At 50.8% G+C, this 18,328-nt stretch carries 17 protein-coding genes; 9 read left to right on the forward strand and 8 right to left on the reverse strand.

Features of this window, described 5'->3' with window-relative positions:
• Nucleotides 1-66 precede the first annotated feature (66 nt).
• Entirely contained in the window at nucleotides 67-1,341 is a 1,275-nt protein-coding gene (locus P2H89_RS15880) for an OmpA family protein (protein ID WP_275828506.1), read from the reverse strand.
• 273 nt (nucleotides 1,342-1,614) lie between these two features.
• On the opposite strand from P2H89_RS15880, the gene P2H89_RS15885 reads away from it, so the two are divergent.
• The 3 genes from P2H89_RS15885 to P2H89_RS15895 all read left to right on the forward strand — a co-directional run bounded on the left by P2H89_RS15885 (nucleotide 1,615) and on the right by P2H89_RS15895 (nucleotide 3,954).
• On the forward strand, nucleotides 1,615-2,697 hold the full coding sequence (locus tag P2H89_RS15885; RefSeq protein ID WP_275828508.1) for a histidine kinase: 1,083 nt from the start codon (nucleotides 1,615-1,617) through the stop codon (nucleotides 2,695-2,697).
• Nucleotides 2,698-2,705: 8 nt separating this feature from the next.
• Nucleotides 2,706-3,446 carry a LytTR family DNA-binding domain-containing protein gene (locus tag P2H89_RS15890; RefSeq protein WP_275828510.1) on the forward strand — a complete coding sequence of 247 codons (741 nt, stop codon included), beginning with the start codon at nucleotides 2,706-2,708 and terminating at the stop codon, nucleotides 3,444-3,446.
• Nucleotides 3,447-3,657: 211 nt separating this feature from the next.
• Nucleotides 3,658-3,954 carry a hypothetical protein gene (locus P2H89_RS15895; RefSeq protein WP_275828512.1) on the forward strand — a complete coding sequence of 99 codons (297 nt, stop codon included), beginning with the start codon at nucleotides 3,658-3,660 and terminating at the stop codon, nucleotides 3,952-3,954.
• A gap of 88 nt (nucleotides 3,955-4,042) precedes the next feature.
• Here P2H89_RS15895 and P2H89_RS15900 read toward each other — a convergent pair whose 3' ends face one another.
• Together P2H89_RS15900 and P2H89_RS15905 are read right to left on the reverse strand one after the other, a co-directional pair.
• A complete protein-coding gene (locus P2H89_RS15900; RefSeq protein ID WP_275828514.1) occupies nucleotides 4,043-4,672 on the reverse strand; it encodes a c-type cytochrome in 630 nt (209 codons plus the stop codon).
• A gap of 226 nt (nucleotides 4,673-4,898) precedes the next feature.
• Nucleotides 4,899-5,555: a J domain-containing protein gene (locus P2H89_RS15905; RefSeq protein ID WP_275828516.1), complete on the reverse strand. Its 657-nt coding sequence runs from the start codon at nucleotides 5,553-5,555 to the stop codon at nucleotides 4,899-4,901.
• Between the two features lie 100 nt (nucleotides 5,556-5,655).
• Here P2H89_RS15905 and P2H89_RS15910 point away from each other — a divergent pair, with 100 nt between their 5' ends.
• The 4 genes from P2H89_RS15910 to P2H89_RS15925 all read left to right on the forward strand — a co-directional run bounded on the left by P2H89_RS15910 (nucleotide 5,656) and on the right by P2H89_RS15925 (nucleotide 9,729).
• Nucleotides 5,656-6,561, forward strand: coding sequence for a polysaccharide deacetylase family protein (locus tag P2H89_RS15910; RefSeq protein WP_275828518.1), 906 nt, complete (start codon nucleotides 5,656-5,658; stop codon nucleotides 6,559-6,561).
• A gap of 162 nt (nucleotides 6,562-6,723) precedes the next feature.
• Nucleotides 6,724-7,461, forward strand: coding sequence for a LytTR family DNA-binding domain-containing protein (locus tag P2H89_RS15915; protein WP_275828520.1), 738 nt, complete (start codon nucleotides 6,724-6,726; stop codon nucleotides 7,459-7,461).
• Between the two features lie 138 nt (nucleotides 7,462-7,599).
• Nucleotides 7,600-8,718 (forward strand): T9SS type A sorting domain-containing protein, encoded by a 1,119-nt coding sequence (locus P2H89_RS15920; RefSeq protein WP_275828524.1) that lies wholly within the window; start codon nucleotides 7,600-7,602, stop codon nucleotides 8,716-8,718.
• A 279-nt stretch (nucleotides 8,719-8,997) separates the two neighbouring features.
• On the forward strand, nucleotides 8,998-9,729 hold the full coding sequence (locus P2H89_RS15925) for a DUF4397 domain-containing protein (RefSeq protein ID WP_275828525.1): 732 nt from the start codon (nucleotides 8,998-9,000) through the stop codon (nucleotides 9,727-9,729).
• Between the two features lie 73 nt (nucleotides 9,730-9,802).
• Here P2H89_RS15925 and P2H89_RS15930 read toward each other — a convergent pair whose 3' ends face one another.
• The 3 genes from P2H89_RS15930 to P2H89_RS15940 form a co-directional block, all read right to left on the reverse strand.
• Nucleotides 9,803-11,185 (reverse strand): nucleotide disphospho-sugar-binding domain-containing protein, encoded by a 1,383-nt coding sequence (locus P2H89_RS15930; protein WP_275828527.1) that lies wholly within the window; start codon nucleotides 11,183-11,185, stop codon nucleotides 9,803-9,805.
• Between the two features lie 138 nt (nucleotides 11,186-11,323).
• Complete coding sequence (locus P2H89_RS15935) at nucleotides 11,324-11,962, reverse strand: MgtC/SapB family protein (RefSeq protein ID WP_275828529.1); 639 nt, start codon at nucleotides 11,960-11,962, stop codon at nucleotides 11,324-11,326.
• Between the two features lie 6 nt (nucleotides 11,963-11,968).
• Nucleotides 11,969-12,538 carry a hypothetical protein gene (locus P2H89_RS15940; RefSeq protein ID WP_275828531.1) on the reverse strand — a complete coding sequence of 190 codons (570 nt, stop codon included), beginning with the start codon at nucleotides 12,536-12,538 and terminating at the stop codon, nucleotides 11,969-11,971.
• Between the two features lie 473 nt (nucleotides 12,539-13,011).
• Between P2H89_RS15940 and P2H89_RS15945 the strand changes: the two genes are divergently transcribed.
• Entirely contained in the window at nucleotides 13,012-13,215 is a 204-nt protein-coding gene (locus tag P2H89_RS15945; protein ID WP_275828532.1) for a hypothetical protein, read from the forward strand.
• A 207-nt stretch (nucleotides 13,216-13,422) separates the two neighbouring features.
• Here P2H89_RS15945 and P2H89_RS15950 read toward each other — a convergent pair whose 3' ends face one another.
• Nucleotides 13,423-13,977, reverse strand: coding sequence for a hypothetical protein (locus P2H89_RS15950; protein ID WP_275828534.1), 555 nt, complete (start codon nucleotides 13,975-13,977; stop codon nucleotides 13,423-13,425).
• A gap of 152 nt (nucleotides 13,978-14,129) precedes the next feature.
• Between P2H89_RS15950 and P2H89_RS15955 the strand changes: the two genes are divergently transcribed.
• Nucleotides 14,130-14,861, forward strand: a complete 732-nt coding sequence (locus tag P2H89_RS15955; protein WP_275828536.1) for a DUF481 domain-containing protein — start codon at nucleotides 14,130-14,132, stop codon at nucleotides 14,859-14,861.
• A 495-nt stretch (nucleotides 14,862-15,356) separates the two neighbouring features.
• Here the strand turns inward: P2H89_RS15955 and gcvP are convergent, their stop codons facing one another.
• A complete protein-coding gene (gcvP, locus tag P2H89_RS15960; protein ID WP_275828538.1) occupies nucleotides 15,357-18,236 on the reverse strand; it encodes an aminomethyl-transferring glycine dehydrogenase in 2,880 nt (959 codons plus the stop codon).
• Between the last annotated feature and the right edge of the window lie 92 nt (nucleotides 18,237-18,328).

Consider the following 18,328-nt stretch of genomic DNA (forward strand, 5'->3'; position numbering starts at 1 on the left):
ACAGGATGGCCGTAGCCACCCTGTACCTTCTCATTTCTGTATAGTCGTTGCGTGCAAAAAGGTTCTTTATTGTTTTTCAAATTCCACCCGGCGGTTATTGGCTTTGGCAGCCGGTGTGGTGGCCTTATCAACCGGCGCGCTTTCACCCTTGCCATCGGTCTCCATGCGGTCGGCATCGATTCCAAACTCTGTCGTTAAAGCCGCCTTCACGGCTGCTGCTCTTTGTTTAGAAAGGTTGAGGTTGTACGCCGCTTCTCCATCGCTATCGGTATGGCCCGTGATCTTTACTTTCAGCGACGCATTTTCTTTCAGGGTGGCAGCAATTTCTTTCAACACGCCATATGATTCAGGTTTGATGCGATCGCTGTTCACGTCGAACAGGATACCCGTGGTCACAAACTTTCCTTCCGTGAGTAATTTGTTGCGCAGGTCGGGCGCACCGGTGGCGAGGCGCAGGTTGGTGATGAAATACTGGTCGGGCTCGGTACGGGCGGTGGTGAGGCCAAACACGAGTGCATTGTAAGCGGGTGCATTGAGCGCCCGAGCCACATCCACCACTTTCTCTTCATTGAAGTAAATGCGAATCCTCGTCTTCTGCCGCCATATGGCCACCTTCATGAAATTCTTCGTTTTGGCATGGAACTGGGTGGTGGCCTGTTGCTGCTGTAAAGAGTAGTCTCCGTTCAGCGATGCTTCATAACCCATACGGCCAGTTTGTCCGTCGGTCGACATAGGCAGTATCCAGGTATTGAAACCCGTGCGTCCGCCCAAACCCTGCATATAACGGGTATAATGATCCGGCTTTTGCAAAGAAGCGATAGCGAATGACAATGGCGACGACTGGTTGCGGAATCCCGGATTACAGCCTACCTCAAACTCGAGCGTAAAGTTATCGGGCAAAGCAGAGATGAATTCGGGCATGTACACACCGCTTTTATTGATCGCCAGCCATTGGCCGCTATGGCCTTCGAGGGTAACGATCTCGCCGCCCGCATTCGTATTCCATTTGGCGGGGAAGTCGCCGCGGGCATCCTGCGAAAAATCTTCGAAGGCGATCACTTTATCACCGGGCACAAAGTCGTAGGCGCTGTATACCTTGAGACTGCCGGCAGCTGCTGGCGCCGCAGCTACTGCACCCGTTTTTTCCGGGGTACCTGCTGCCGGTGAGGTAGTCGTCTTTTTGCCATGCTTGCCATCCAGCACGCTGTCCATGGCTTTGCCCGATTCTTTCACCACTTTATTCTCCGCCTTGTCTTTGGCGAGGTTCTTCAGCTTATTCAACAATTGTGCCTCCGCGCTACTGGCTGTCAGCACGGCAATGGCAATAATCAGATGCTTCATAACAAACATTTAGAGGGGATAATGATCGATTAGTTCACGCATCAAATGTAATGGTGTCGCGAAGCCTGGCGCAGGAGAAAGCTACCAGTGTACTTATACGCAGACGAAGACAGGTAAACTTGATTGGCAGAGCTATGTGGTATCCTGTCGGATAATAGGGCTGTTCGTCGTACCCGGGGGCATTGTGCAGGCCAATGCGGTCACTCATCGGGCTATCGGCTGTTTCGTCGGATAGGCCCGGCCTCCACTGGCATGTTATACTAATTTTAACACATGAGCCGGATTGCCTGGAATCACCTTCTAACCAAAAGGGTATTGTGGACCATTACTGTCAAGGAGTTATTGCTTTGGCTGTTGTTCAATATCGTGTACGGGTTACTTTTTTACCTCGCCCTGCACGCTATTAGCGGCGGGCAAAAGATCCATGGCATCTATGTATGGTTATTGCTCGATGTATTTATCGAGATCTTCATCCAGGGTTTGCTCACGATTCCTTTGTGGTGGCTGTTTTTCCGCCGCCTTAGCGATAAACCTATACCCGTCATCCTGGTTACGCATGTGGTGCTGGTAAGTGCTTTTTTGTACCTGCGTGGTGTAAGCGAAGGAGTAGTGAGTAAACTAACCTGTAAGGAGTCGGGCGCGTTTTTCTACTGGCATGCCTACTACCTGCCCATGCTGTTTTACGTGATCCAGTTCTCCATCTTCCATGCCTATAATTTCTGGCTCAAAAGCCAGCGCCAGGTAGAGAAAGAAAAAGAGTTGATGTCGCTGGCCTACCAAAGTGAAGTGAACGCACTCAAAGCACAGATACAACCTCATTTCCTCTTCAATACCCTCAACTCCATCAGCGCTACCGTGCCGCCCGAAATGGAAGCTACCCGCGTATTGATCGCCCGGCTGGCCGATACCTTCCGCTATGCATTGAAAAGCACACAAAAACACCAGGTAACACTGGGGGAGGAGCTGGATTTCATCCGCACCTGGATCGAACTGGAGATGCACCGCTTCAAATCGAGGCTTAAAGTTGAATATCATACCGATGAGTCGGTGCTGCAGTTGCAGATCCCGCCCATGTTGCTGCAACCCCTCGTGGAGAATGCCGTAAAACATGGGATCGGCGGCAGCATTACCGGCGGCACCATCAAAATATCCTGCATCCGGGAAGGTCGCCATGCCAAGATCATTATCAGCGATACCGGGGCCGGTTTCAAGGGCGATCTGCAGCAACTGGAGCGCACAGAGGGCATCGGATTAAAGAATACCCGACTGCGCCTGCTGCGTTTGTACAACGAAGAGCTGTTTGTGGAACCTAATGTACCTTCCGGACTAACATCGTATTTTTACATTCCTTTATAAACCGCGCAATGGCCAAGAAAGTACTTATCATAGACGATGAAGATGCAGCCCGCCTGGTGATACGCCAGTACCTGGGGGCTTTTGAAGAGTTGCAGATCGTTGGCGAATGCAGCCATGGGCAAGAGGCCGTAACGGCCATCAACCGGCTCGAGCCCGACCTGGTTTTCCTGGATGTGCAGATGCCCGGGCTCAGCGGCTTTCAGGTGATCCAGCAAATAGTACACGTGCCACAGATCATCTTTACTACTGCCTACGACCAATATGCGCTCAAGGCGTTTGATTCCAATGCCATCGATTACCTGCTCAAGCCCTATACCCTCGAACGGTTCAAACAGGCAGTTTCAAAAGTATTGTTGCGGTCCGGCAATCCTTCCATCGATGCCGTAAAGAACCTGGCTGATCAGGCCGGCGGTAGCGCCACTACCTACTCCGAAAGGATACTGGTGGAGAGCGGCAATAAAATGACCAATATTCAAACTGCAGAGATCATCTACCTCGAGGCCGAGCGCGACTATACGCGGCTGCATACCGAAAAAAAGAATTACCTCAGCAACTACGGCATTGGCGTTATCGTGCAACGGCTCGATCCCCGGCATTTTATCCGCATTCACCGGTCGTACATCGTCAACATCAACCATATTAAAGAAGTATACCGCGAAGACAACGGCATCCTCGTCATCACCTCCAACAATGTATCGCTCAAAGTAAGCCGCAGCTATACCGACGACCTCCGCCGACTGATGTATTGATATCCCGACGAATGACTTAATCGAACGATGAAATGTTATTGCTCATTTCGTCGACCCGGTTCTCCACTGGTAGTTTATGGCTTTTATCCCGTCAATGTCCATCCTACATTTGTTTTCGCAACCCGGCCGGACGAAAAAATGACAGAGGGTGGTAATTTTTTGCTGACTGGCGGGGTTGCTTTTCAAGCATCTCTTTTCAAAGAATACAGCCATGAATAAAACAATCCTTTTACCCGCCGGCATGCTGGCACTTACCGGTATGCTGATCACTGTTATGGAAGCTGCTGCTACCACCGGCTATCAACGGCAGTCACTGGCCGACGCCGTTTGTCCGCTCAGGGTCGGGGCTGTTGAATTCTGCACAGACCGGTCCCTGCACCATCATCATTCTACTGGAAATACATTTGCCGCTGCTGCCTTACTGAATACATACGGCCTCAAAACGGCCACTGGCTTCATCAAGGATCATGGCAGCCTTTCATCGACAGACGTACACAACAATCAATAAATCAGAAATACTGAAAATGAAACGGACCACCGCCGGTTTGGGCGCATGGCCCGTTTTTTTATGAACGATGGGCTAACTGCCGGAGTGCCTATAATTTTGCCATCTTCGCTGCTTCCACAGGCGATACAGGCGCAGGTACGCGGTTCTTCACCGGAGGTAATGATTGCAGATAAGTATACACTGCTTTAAGATCTTCATCGGTCATTTTTCCTACCATTTCCCAGGGCATGGGTGGCATAATGGGACGCCCGCCTTCCTGACCAAGATGCTTGCCGGTGCGCAAGGTCTTCACAAAGTTCTCTTCGCTCCAGGTGCCGAGGCCGGTAGTGGAATCGGGCGTAAGGTTGGCCGAATAGCTGATACCCCAGGGGCCAACAGCGGCGGTGATGTCGCCGGCAAACAACATCCAGTTGCCTGGCTGTAATGCTTTGGCGTCGATCGGCGGCAGCTTGCTGCCTTCGGGGTGGCCCGATAATAAACGTTCTTCATCAAGCACCGGACCATTGGGGCCAAACTTTTTGGGCGTGTGGCAATCGTGGCACGCGCCGATGGTAACCAGGTATTTACCACGGGTCACCAGTTCGCCGTTGGTAGGTGCATTCGAAGCAGATAATGAATCGGTTTTCTTTTCCACCTGTGTAGTACATCCGGTCTGGAACATCAGGGCAGTTCCTGCCAGCAAGCCAATCATGCCTGCCAGCATCAATTTCTTTTTCATCTTGTACTGTGTTTAATGAGCAATAAAATTCCAGCTGCAAGCCATTGAAGCTTGCGGATCATAATGCCTGATAAGGGATAGCTACAGATTGATCAGTGGGGCCTGAATACGGAGTGGGTGAATGCGTACAAATCTATTCAGTGATACAAATATAGTCAATAAGGCTATGCATGAATTGGTACGGGATGCGTACAGGATGAGCAAAGGCCGGGAAGGATTGTGGTCATCAGGCCGGGCGGCCAACCAGGTACATGATCCAGCAAATGGTAGCAGTGATGGCCAACACCATCACCCATTTGTATTTTTCCCACAGGTCGCGCCGCTTTCTGCGTTGAACGGCTTCGTGAACGTCGCGCAACATGGTTTCATCGGTGCCAGCAAGTTGCGAAAGCAGGAGGGCGATGGGTTGCAGGTAACGCAGCGGCAGCGGATCGGCCGCTTTCAGCAGCGAGGAAATGATGGCGCGGTTGACAGGTTGTTGTTGCGCCTGCTGAAGGATACCGAGATTGGTTTCGCTGAGCAGTTGCCGCACATGAAAGCTCAGGGCATCATAGTCGAGCTGGAAAATGTTCATCGAATGGACGTAGTGCCGGAGCCTTTTGCACTCGGCCAGGATGGCATCGGGGCTAAGGGCTTTTTCAACAAACGCCTCTCCGATACTGCGGTTGTACCAGCGTTTGTAATTGTACTCTTCCCGTAGAGTGGGATCGGAGAGTACCTCCCATGCTTCCTGCACTTCACGAAACAGCGCGGCCGAGAGATGGTCGCCGTTGTTCTTATCGGGATGGTATTTGAGCGCCAGCCGCCGGAAAGATTGTTTGATCTCCTTGTGGGTGGCGATGGGGGCGACTTCCAGAATTTTATAGTAATCCTTTAATTCCATATTCGACGGTGCGAAAATAGTGGTAAATGTGTTACGCTGATAGACAACAAAACCCTAAGTTTGCCGTTTTATTGAAGGAATATACCCCATTCACTAAGCTATGAAAACCACTGCCTTTCAAGTTGTTGTCCGCACCCTGTATGTAGTTGCCGCAGTATCGCTCATCACTGGTTGCGAAAACCTGTCCGAAGCGAAGGTGGCGGTCGCCGCTACGCCAGCAGCCAAAGAAGCAGCTGCTGCCACACCGGCCCCTGCCAGCGACAACAATACACCCGCCACTACGCCGATCACCAAACCGATCCCGGCGGATGCAGCTACGGTCATCGCCCGGAAAGAAGTGCCCATTCTTTGCTACCACCAGGTACGTGACTGGAAGCCCACCGATTCTAAAACAGCCCAGGCTTATATCGTTCCTGTTCAGGCCTTCAAAGACCAGATAAAGATGCTGGCCGATAGTGGTTACCATACCATCTTGCCCGATCAGTTGTATGCCTACCTAACCACCGGTGCTCCTTTGCCATCCAAGCCCATCATGCTCACCTTCGATGATACCGATCTCGATCAGTATACCACGGCACTGCCCGAAATGAAGAAGTATGGATTCAAAGGCGTATTCTTCGTCATGACAGTATCCATCGGCCGCCCGCGCTATATGAGCAAAGAGCAGATCAAAGAATTGTCGGATGAAGGACACTCCATCGGTTCTCATACCTGGGATCATCACAATGTAAAAAAGTACCAGGGCCAGGATTGGGTTACGCAGATCGAAAAGCCTTCCAAACAAATTGAGAAGATTACCGGTAAACCGGTTACTTATTTTGCATATCCCTTCGGCTTGTGGAATCCGCAGGCCATTCCCGAGTTGAAGCAACGGGGCATCATTGCAGCTTTCCAGCTCTCTGATAAACGCGATCCCAACGATCCCCTGCATACCATTCGCCGTATCATTGTACCTGGCTCATGGAAGCCTGCTATGCTTCAAAGATCGATCAGGAGCAGCTTCTAAGCGTATAGTTGCATTTTCAAAACGGTTCATCCTGAAAAACGTTCGGTTTATTCTTTTTGATTGACTGTCTGTGACCTTGACCCTTTTTGCGGTGAAGGGTATCGATACATTTGTCGGCCTAAGAAAACTTTCTTATTTCTCAACCCGATAAAGCGTAGCGACATGAAGGTATTAGTTGTGGAAGGAGATAAGCGCGTTGTAAGAATTCTGGAACGTGCTTTGAAGAGAATCGATCACTCCATCCGTATCATTGGCACAATTCCTGCCATTTTCTCATCGGCCCATTGGCTGAAGCAACATGGAATTCCCGACATTATTTTAATGAGTGAGGATGCTGTGAAAGAGCACCAGATCATTGACCTCTCAAACGGCAAGGTCAATGCAACGGTTATTTTCACAGTTCAGTCGGATCAATTCACATTCTATGCATTCCGCCTGGCTCATCTCGAACACCTGCTGCCCGCCGCATTCATGGAACGTTTCCAGGACGAAATGGACCAGGATGTAGTAACGGCTCCCGTACAGGTTATGGCACCGGCCACGAAGGTCATTCAAACAACCTGGCGAACCCGTTTCCTGGTAAAGCAGGGACAGAAATTTGCTTCGGTGGAGACGGCGACCATCGCTTACTTCTTTTCAGAAGGCCGCTTCATTTTCTTCAAAACGATCGACGGGCAGAAATACCTGGTCGAGTACACGCTGGAGGAATTGGAGTCCATGCTCGATCCGCAGCAGTTCTTCCGCATCAACCGTTCACTGCTGGTTTCCTTTAAAAGTGTAGATCAGATCCATCCTTATTTTGGCAATCGTTTAAAGCTCTTTCTCGAGCCCGCTATGGAGAAGGATATTCTGGTTAGCAGGGAAAAAGTGAATGAGTTCAAAAAGTGGCTGGGGCAGTAGCTCGATTCGCTACCCGGATTATTCGATTCGCACAGCGTAATATGCAGTTAGCACGAAATGGCTTTAGGGGCCAACAGGCAAAAAGTATTTTGGGAGGTAACCCAAATACCCTGTTAAAAACCCTCAAACCCTCTAACCATGCGTTCCATTGCGATCCTATCCGGTCTGGCAATCCTGTTGCTATTCCTTCAACCAGCGTACAGTCAATGCAAAAAGGCCCCTCCTCCTGAACCCTGTACGGGAACAGAGCCTTCTCCGGTCAATAACGAGATCATGACCGTGGGCATTAAGAAATGGTATTATGGCCCTGCCGCCACGTTCAGTCAGTTAACCCTCCGGGGCGGCACCCTGGTCGTTTGCAGCGATCTTACCATTACCAAGTTAATCCTCGATTCAGGAACTATTGTGATCAACCCTGGCGCCAAACTCACAGCAGGTGGTGGTGGAAGTGGTATGATCTGGCAGGGCGGATGTGCCGTGTACAATCACGGCCGGTTCGAGATCACTTCCAACCTCACCCTGCAGGGGCCCTATGCTTCTGCGGCAAGGCCCAATATCCTGATGAATACGTCGCCGGCAGCATCCAGCAGGTCATTCGATTACCTGGTGATCAACGATCCCAATTCATTTTTGATCAACAATGGGGCTGCCCAGTTCCATGGCGTCATCACCGATAACCTGGCGGCGCCGGGAAGCGTTTGCCTCGGCTATACCAGTCAGCTGAAGCAATCGGTGCTTATCAATAAGGTCAAGGATAGTTATGTGGCGCCATCGGGTACAGCCTGTGTGTCGGTATCCTCCTTTTCGCAGTTCCTGGATACGCTCACCAACCATCCGTCCCTGCTCGCCTGTATAAGTTCGGGGCATACTTCTCAAACCGGGGGAGCCAACAAGCCCAATGCCTGGGGAGAAGCAACCAGATTCAATGCGTGTACCGATTGCGCCAGCATCGCTCTGCTCGATCTGGAGCCAGAGCGCCCGCGCATAAACAGGCCAACGGAAGAGGCTGGCATTAAATTCTTTCCAAACCCTTTCACCACCCAGGTTCAGGTGAGCTGGGCGGCAGGCCAAAAGCCCGAAGCGGTAATGATTGTCAGCAGCACCGGCCAGCCAGTATACTACGCCCGCACCGACGGCGCCACGGCAAATGGCATGAAGATCGGACTGCCGGCCTCGCTGCCCGCAGGCAGCTTTATCGCCAAATTGATCTACCCCGCCACGACGGTAGTTCACAAACTCATTAAAATACAGGAGTAAACCCTTAATGCGCAACCCCGGGTACAATAAATTGTGTTGATAAACAAGTACTTATGTTGTTATTGCCGACCGGCCCCGAAAGTGGGCGCCGCCAGGCTTTTTTGTGATGCAACGAAAGGGAAAAGTTGGATGTCTAAATGGCTGCGGAGGAATTCCGGCACAGGAACGCAATCTTTTGCAATACTTGTAGTCAAATTCATCACGCAGCTAAATAATGTTTTAGATTCGCGAACCCTATTATTTCAGACACAAAAACATAAAACGGTGCAAACGAGCAAGGTGAAAATTACTTTATGGAGTTTGGTAGCAATGATCGGTATTTCTTTGACTGGTTGTTTAAAAGCCACAGATCCCCAGCCACAGGCCGCAAAGGCATATGTGTCGATATTGCATTTGGCTACAGTGCCCACCGCATTGAGCACAGATGTCTATTTCGATGATAAAAAGGTTTCTACCAACGCTTTTCCTCCCGGTGGTGTACCACAGTTCTATTCGCAGATCGAAGTAGACGGTTTCAAGATCGACTTCAAAAAAGCAAACGGCGACAGCCTGATGGCCAACGTTCCGTTTGCGCTGTACGATTCCCTCGGTTTTTATTCAGTGATATTGTACAACCCCACCAGCACCAGCAATGCGATGAAAGCCATGAGGATCGAGGATGATTTCTCGAGTTTGTCTCTTGACAAGACTTTCTTTCGTTTCTGGCACCTGAGCCCAAGTGTCAACGACCTGGGGCCAGTTGATCTGTACATCGACAACAACAAAGTAGCCAGCAACCGCACCCTGGCCGATAATGAATTCAGCGACTATCAGAATATATTCCAAACCACCACGTCCGGCAGCCATTCTATCAAGATAAAGCTAAGCAATAAGGATACTGTGATCTATCAATCCCCTTCGGATGTTTCGTTCCAAAGTGGCAATGCTTATACTTTATACCTGGCCGGTAATACCGGCGGCGCAGATGCCAACAAACTTACTGTTGGTTCATTGAGAGCGGCTAATAACTAAACGAACTTTACCAATACAAAAAAGGATGCACCTTACGGGGTGCATCCTTTTTCTATGTTAGCCTGTCCCAATGCTAATTTCTTACCAGTACTTTATCGTTGTTGATAGAATGGCTGGTCCTTACCGGGGTCTTTCCCTGCAGTAATTCGGCCACATAACCGGCGCACAACAGGTGCGGATCGTAACGGTTGAACTCGGCTGCCATGGTTTTTACATGTTGGCGGTACGTATCATTCTTCAATACCTCCTCCACACTTTGTTTTACCTGGGCGGGCGTTGGCTTTTCTGTTTTCAGATCGATACCCAGTTTAAAGTAACCCACCCGGGCGTTGATCTCGAGTTTACCTTCATGTACACCACCCACCACCAGGGGCAGCAGGTGCTGAACGCCCAGCATAACGCCGCCATAACCACCGTTGGTTACGTATACGTCCGAGTAAGGCATCACATCATCGAAGGGAATGAAATCTTCAATGATGAGGTTGTCCGACTGATATCTTTTTCTCAGTTCACCGGTCTTCGATCCACCGGTAGTAACGATAACGAGGTGGTTGGAATTCCTGAAGGCCTCGATGGTGGGCACGATGATCTTCTCCGGATCCTTCTCTACGGTGCCCTGGGTTACCAGGATCACTTTGTCGTATTGCTCGAGCTTGGGATGATACCAGCGCTCGCGCTGTTGCGTCGATTGATAGGGCAGCAGGGGGCCCAGGAAGCGAACATTGCTGCCAAGGTCGCTGCGTTTGTATTCGAAACCGGGTGTGCCGCTCTGCAGCAATAGGGAGGCTTTGCGCGTCAGGGCATCAAACACATTCGAGCCGCCGGGATCGATATCGTATTCGCGGAAGATCTTGCGGAAGACCTGGTTCGATTTACGGAAAATGAAATTGTCGGCAATGAAACGCATCACATCCTGCTTGCGGCGGCCAAAGAAACCGCTGGCCGGTGTGAGGCCAAGGCCGGCAGGGCCCAGGTCGCGCGAGGTTTCGGTGAGTGGCACCACGCCGATCGCGATCGCCGGTATATGCATCTTCTCTCTCACGAAAGGAAGCGCACCAAAAGTGACATCGGCGATCACCAGGTCGAAGGGAAACTCCTGGTAGATCTCCTGGATATCCTCAAAGTATTCAGTAGAGCGAAGGATGAACACATTGATCAGGTCGAAATTGAGTTTGCTCACCTGGCTTTTGTGCTTTGCCCGTTCGGGAAAAACATCATCCGGCTCGCCGCCCGAAAAATCGAAGGCGCGGTTGAAAGGATAATGCGGTATGCCCAGTTTGCGGAGCTTATCGCTATAGGTTTCGGAAGTGTACCACCTCACATCATAACCTATACTCTTCAGGTGCATGGCCAGCCCCGTAAGGGGATTGAAGTGGCCGTCTGCAGGTACATTGGCAAACAGGATCTTTTTTCCATTGCCGTTTGCGGGAAACCCGTAATATTTATTCTTTTCCATGACTGATAACCGGTTTAAATATTAATTGCAATAGCAATATTAATCACCGGAAATCCGGGCCCAATGGGGCTCTTGCATGAATTGCCCCATCCTTATTGTCAGTTGTCGAAATCGGTGGATGGAAATGGAAGTCTGGAGTCAGTATTCGAAGCCCTTGATGGCATCATCTTTCAGCATCATATCTACAAACCGGTCCTGGTTGACCTTGGTGCCTTTAAGTTTAAGCAGTAGATGGAGTTCGTTGCCTTTTTTGGTGCGTTTCTGCCGGCTGCAGCGCAGGCGGCATTCCGTATACATCCTGTTGAACCTGATGAGCACATCGGGGACGCTGTCGCATACGATGATGTAGTTGCGTTCTTTGTGAATGGTATCGATGATGGGTTCCAGTTTGATAAAAATGGAAAGCACCACCAGTACGCTAACGGTAGTGCCCGCCGCAATGAGGTAAAGACCGCTGCCCACTGCCATGCCGATGGCAGCGGTAGTCCATACGGTAGCGGCCGTGGTGAGGCCATTGACGCCCTGTTCGCTCCTGAAGATCACGCCGGCGCCGAGAAAACCAATACCGGTTACTACGGTCGAGGCAATACGGTCTGCCGTGCCGTTCGTGAGTAGTTGCGACACGATGCAAAACAGGCACGAACCCACGCAGATGAGGGTAATGGTGCGGAGTCCGGCCGATTTATCATGATATTCCCGTTCGGCTCCGATGATGCCGCCCAGCAAAATGGCCAAACCAATCCTCAGCAAGGCTGTGTCCCAACTGAATAGTACCATGGAGGGTTATTTTTCGTCGTCTTCGTTTTCTTCGTCCAGACTATAAGCATTGTTCTCTTCATCCTCTTCGCCAATGGCTTCATCGGCGTCGTCATCTTCACTGCCCGGCACGTCGAGATCACGCCCGCTGTAGGCATTGCTGAATCCTTTTTCATTGAGCGGGTCGCCGTCATCATCCGTGCTGTCGAGCGCAGTAGCACGTATTCTGCGGCCTTCCTCATCTGTAGTATAACCGGCAGCATCCCTCAGGCGGTCGGCTTCCTCTTTGGTAACGTTCGTGGTGCCCCTGTCGGCCCGGAAGTCTTCGTCTTCCCGGTCGTCGAGAATGCTGTCTCCTTCTTCATCTTCCGAAGAAATAGTGGTATCGGCATATTCGCTCATGCGCGGTACATGAATGTGTTCCTGTCCGGGAATGTCTTTCACATCGGGCAGGTCGAGGGTGGTCTCTTCCTCCTTCATTTTTGCTTCATCCTCGGGCGTGTCGGGGAGGTCGGCACTGCCAGAGCGCTTGTTGACGGGGACTTTGGGAGCGGTGGTTTGGCCCCTGCCAGGTGAAGCGGACTTTGACTTTTTCATAAACACCTCTTTTTTTAAGATACCGGCTAAAATCTTGTGCCAGCGTCGGCAAGCTGACAGAGCGGCTGTCAGGCGCCCCGCCCGCGTGGAGAGCAGCCCGGTCACCCACGCTCACCCGTCTGCCGCGTTCCGTCATCCGGGTGGTGAGAACGGAGGGGCAGGGATCAAGAAACGAAGCCCAGGTTCCCTGTAAAACCTGCCCTGCGGTGAAATAAGAATGGGATTAAAATCGATACTTTTTTAACAGGGGTTGATGGGTCGATTTCTTTTTTACTTATCTTTGAAAGGATCGAAAGATTTGCAGCGATTATTACTTTCTCCGTCAACATTGAGTGCCTGCCATATTTAAAGTTCTCCCGATTTTTTGCCAACGAATTGCATCTGTACCTGTCGATTGAAACATGTGTCGGTACCATGTACCGTACCAAATCAGCCACTATTCAGTATTCTGGTCACTCATAAAATCTGATCGCATGAAAAAGCTACAGTACAATTACCTGCCTGCCGACGGCGGCAGCACAGGAAAGGCAACGAAAGGCAAAACAAACGCAAAGTCAACTGCAAAGCAAACGGCGCCCGTGCCACCCGATGAGGAAACGGTCAACCGCCTCAATGCTATCGCCCGCGAGTACCCGTTTTGTGTTTACTTCAAGCAGAGCACTATTTCCCTACTATAATAATATTTTCTATCGGAACTGTACAGCCGCACGTGGCGACAGTCAATCACTGTGTGGTCCGTACACTATAAACATCAACACCAACTGCTACAACGGAAAAGGCCATCTCAAACCAGTTTGAGGTGGCCTTTTTTAATAATACAACTTCTGTAAACAATAAAAGGGTACTCAACGAGTACCCTCATTTTCATGGAGACGTTCAGCAGATCAACTTTTTGAAAAGCTGATGGTGTGATCGTCATCTACCGGCAGGGATTGAAACCAGAGCCTTAACGGATAATTTTCGGAAGGGTCGTAATCGAAATAGAATCTGTTGTTGTTGGTAAGCTGCCTTACCTCATCGTCTGTGGCAGGGCGATCGATGGTCTTGTTGCCACTTCTCCAGCCCCGGTAATGGGCCTCGCATACTTTAAATTCCAGGGTATGCGCCGCTTCATCAAACACCACCGTACCATTCATTTTGGTTACGGACTGCATACCGCTGTAATAACCACCATCCACCAGCACAACGAGTTCTGCGTTCTTTCCATTGGCATCGAACTTCAGGTATTGGCCGGTTTTGAAACCCGTACCAACATATTTGCCGTTGTAGGCATCTACTACAATGGTGCCCGAAACGCCGCCGTGGGCCCATCCGCCCGCCATACCTGAAGGGGCGTTGCTGCTGGGCAGGTTGCAATTTTTACCGTCGTTGTCCTTGTCACAACTCATCGAAGCGACTGCAAGGGCAGCCGCACACACAACATAAAACAATTTGCGCATGACTATACTTTTTGGCTTGATTAATGATGGTGCGAAGCTACCCCCCGCTAGTGCCCGGCGTCAATGACGAATGGATTGAATTGCCATTTCCGGCTGGTGAATTGAGGGGGCACATTATCCATTACCTTTGCCGCTCATTGCATCAGTTTGATATGAAAGGATGGTTGTTAACCCTTGGGGGTATTATTTTATATGGCTGCGTGGCGGCACAGTTCAACGACTCAACCCATTATCACATTAAATACAGCACTACCGGCATCATCAATCGTACCAATGATGCCCGGTCCTTCGTATTGAACAATGTATTGGGATTCCAGGTCAATAAAGAGAAGATCACCATCAACAGCGGCAACAGTTGGATCTATGGCCGACAGGGCAGCCGCCTTACCAACAATGACTTTATCTCGGCACTCAATGTCGATTATCTCAAGAACAGGCAGCGGTTGTATTATTGGGGACTCGTCACCTTTACCACCAGCTATTCGTTAAAGATCGATCACCAGTTGCAGGCCGGTGGAGGTATTGGCTATAACTTCATCAACAAGGAAAAGGCCGAACTGGTAGTAAGTGATGGACTACTCTACGAAACCAGCAAGTTCACCCTGGCGACGGAGGGCGACTTCGATCACCAGACGGTGCGCAATTCGCTGCGCATAAAATACAAATGGCATGTGACCGATGTGGTGCTCCTCGACGGCGTGCACTTTTGGCAACCATCCCTCGAAAACTTCTCCGACTACAATATCCGCTCTACCTCTTCGCTCTCGGTAAAGCTGCGCAAATGGCTTAGTTTAACAACTGCCCTTACTTACAACAAAGTGAGCTTCACCAACCGGGAGAACCTGCTCGTCAACTTCGGCATCACGGCCGAGAAATACTTCTAAATTGCCCACCAATTGAACCCCTCATGTCACGTTATGTCATGACATAACATGACACCCGCAAAGAAAACATCAACAAAATTTGGAATCGCCAGGTTCCCCTGATTACGTTTGCGGCGAAAGGCAATCAGATAGGCAGGAGATCATCAAAAAGAGGCCGTTTAAACAGTTTAGAGTAATCGTTGAAGTGATCCGCAGGCACCCGCTCCGTGGCGCTCCCGTACCCGCTCCGTACCGCTCCCGTACCGGTCTCGAATAAATAGCGCAACTTTTGAAAAAGCCCCTCTTTCACTAAAAGCGGTAGGGCTGCTGGCGTCCTTATCCTATTGAGCTAGCTTCTACAGAGCAAGACCGCTGCCGGATCCGCTGGCGTATCCGTGCTCAAATCCCCCTAAAAAATCAACTTTCTACCTCTCGAAATCACACTGTCACATATAGGCTCCCCCAAAACAAAAGGCCGGCATAAAGCCGGCCCTTGCGTGGAATCTTCTATGTTAATTATTGTGCTTCAATTTCAGCATAAGAGCTAACAGGCTCACAAGTGCAGATCAGGTTCCTGTCCCCATGCGTATTGTTCACGCGGGCAACAGATGGCCAGAACTTGTTGGCACGGATATAAGAAAGCGGGAAAGCTGCCTGCTGACGGGTATATGCATGCTTCCACTCATCAGCCGTAATCACAAACTGCGTATGAGGCGCATTCTTCAGCGGGTTATCTTTCTTATCGGCCTTGCCTTCTTCAATAGCACGTATCTCTTCACGAATGCTCAGCATCGCGTCGCAGAAACGGTCCAGCTCGGCCTTGTCTTCACTTTCTGTAGGCTCGATCATGATGGTGCCCGGAACCGGGAAACTCATGGTAGGAGCATGGAAGCCATAGTCCATCAAACGCTTGGCCACATCTTCCGCCTCGATCTCTGCAGATTTCTTGAACGGACGCAGGTCAACGATGAACTCATGCGCACACTGGCCATTGTGGTTCGTGTACAGGATCTCATACTCTTCCTGCAATCTTGCACGCATATAGTTGGCATTGAGGATCGCATATTCAGTCGCCATCCTGGCACCTTCCTGGCCCAGCATGCGGATGTAACCATAGCTGATGAGCAGGATAGAAGCCGAGCCATAAGGAGCAGCAGACACCGCGCCTTTGCCATTCAGCGAAACGTGACCGGGCAGGTAGGGAGCCAGGTGTTCCTTCACGCAAATGGGGCCCATGCCGGGACCACCACCTCCATGCGGGATAGCGAAGGTCTTGTGCAGGTTGAGGTGACAAACGTCGGCACCGATGAGGCCAGGAGCCGTAAGACCTACCTGGGCATTCATGTTGGCGCCATCCATATAAACCTGACCGCCATGCTGGTGGATGATATCGGTAATCTCTTTTACAGTCTCTTCATACACACCATACGTGCTGGGGTAGGTGATCATGATACCGGAAAGCTCTTTGCTGTATTGAGCAGCCTTGGCCTTCAGGTCCTCTACATCGATATAACCGTTCTCAAGGGCTTTTACTACTACCACCTTCATGCCGGCCATCACAGCACTGGCAGGGTTGGTACCATGCGCGCTGATGGGGATCAGCATAACATTACGATGTGCTTCGCCGCGGCTTTCATGGTAATCGCGGATCACGAGCAAACCAGCGTATTCGCCCTGGGCGCCGCTGTTGGGTTGCAGGCTGCATGCATCGAAAGCCGTGATCTGGCACAGGTATTCGCTCAGTTCAGTGATGATCTGCGTATAACCTTCTGTTTGATCTTTGGGAGCAAATGGGTGGATTTTGCTCCAGTGAGCCCAGCTTAAGGGGATCATTTCGGAAGCAGCATTCAGTTTCATGGTGCAGGAACCGAGTGAGATCATCGATGTATTGAGCGAAAGGTCTTTGTTCTCGAGTTGCTTGATGTAGCGCATCATTTCCGACTCACTGTGGTGGGTGTTGAACACCGGGTGCGTCAGGAAAGGAGAAGTGCGCGTTAAGCCGGTAGGCAGGTGATACAGGCCGGCGTCTTCGCTAACTGTAAAACCTGCAACATTGTGCTCATTGGGTTGGTCGAGCAGCAAGAGGATGTCGAGCACGTCGCTGTGGTTGGTGCTTTCATCCAGCGAAATGCCGATCAGGTTGTTGTCGAAGTAACGGAAGTTGATGCCTTCATGCTCAGCCTTGGCTTTGATAGCGGCAGCGTCCTCTACCTTGATCACAACCGTGTCGAAGAAGTTTTCATACACTACTTCATATCCTTCAGACTCCAGCTCTTCTGCCATGGCGTTGGCCAGTACAGTTACGCGCTTGGCGATATCTTTCAGTCCATCGGGACCATGGTACACCGCATACATGGCAGCCATATTGGCGAGCAGGGCCTGGGCGGTACAGATATTCGAAGTTGCTTTTTCGCGCTTGATGTGTTGCTCACGGGTTTGGAGCGCCATACGCAGCGCGCGGTCGCCCTGTGCATCGATACTTACACCGATGATACGGCCGGGGATGCTGCGCTTGAATTCGTCCTTGGCAGCGAAGAAGGCAGCGTGCGGGCCACCAAAGCCCAGGGGAACCCCAAAACGTTGGGCCGAGCCACAGGCAACATCGGCGCCCAGTTCGCCCGGAGGCGTCAGGAGCGTCAGTGCCAGCAGGTCGGTGGTCATTACCACATAAGCTTCTGCTTCGTGTACCTTCTTGATGAAGGCACGGTAATCTTCAATTGCGCCTTTGTCGTTGGGGTATTGAACCAATGCACCGAAGTAGCTATTGTCGAAGCTGGCAGTTTTGTAATCGCCAAACACCACTTCAATGCCAACAGGAATAGCCCTTGTTACCAAAACATCTTTGGTTTGGGGGAAGGTCTCGTTGTCGACAAAGAATTTGGGGCGGGTAATATGATCGTGGTCTCTGTTGAGTGTGTTGAAGAACATGGTCATGGCTTCAGCTGCCGCAGTAGCTTCATCGAGCAGCGAAGCGTTGGTGAGCGGAAGACCGGTAAGGTCGGCCACCATGGTCTGGAAATTCAGCAGGCTTTCGAGACGGCCTTGTGAAATCTCAGCCTGGTAAGGCGTGTACTGGGTGTACCAACCTGGGTTCTCGAAAACGTTGCGGAGAATAACGCTGGGTACGATGTTGTCATAGTATCCCTGGCCGATATAGCTCTTGAATGTTTTATTCTTGAGGGAGATCTCTTTCAGCTGCTGCAGATACTCGTGTTCACTTATGCCCGCCGGAATATTGAGGGCCTGGCTCATGCGGATGGCCGGGGGGACTGTTTTGTTGACCAGGGCTTCCAGACTGGATTCCCCGATCGTTTTCAGCATTTGCCTGGTTTCGCTCTCATGGGGGCCAATATGGCGACGGATGAACTCGGAGTTTTGCTTTTCAAACAGACTCATATATAGTATTGATTTCTAATTTCAATTGTTGGAGCAACCGCAAGGAGGGCGGGGAGGTGAAGGAAAAAAGACTACCTCGGAATCGACCACAA

It is taken from the genome of Paraflavitalea sp. CAU 1676 (assembly GCF_029223285.1).
Taxonomy (GTDB): domain Bacteria; phylum Bacteroidota; class Bacteroidia; order Chitinophagales; family Chitinophagaceae; genus Paraflavitalea.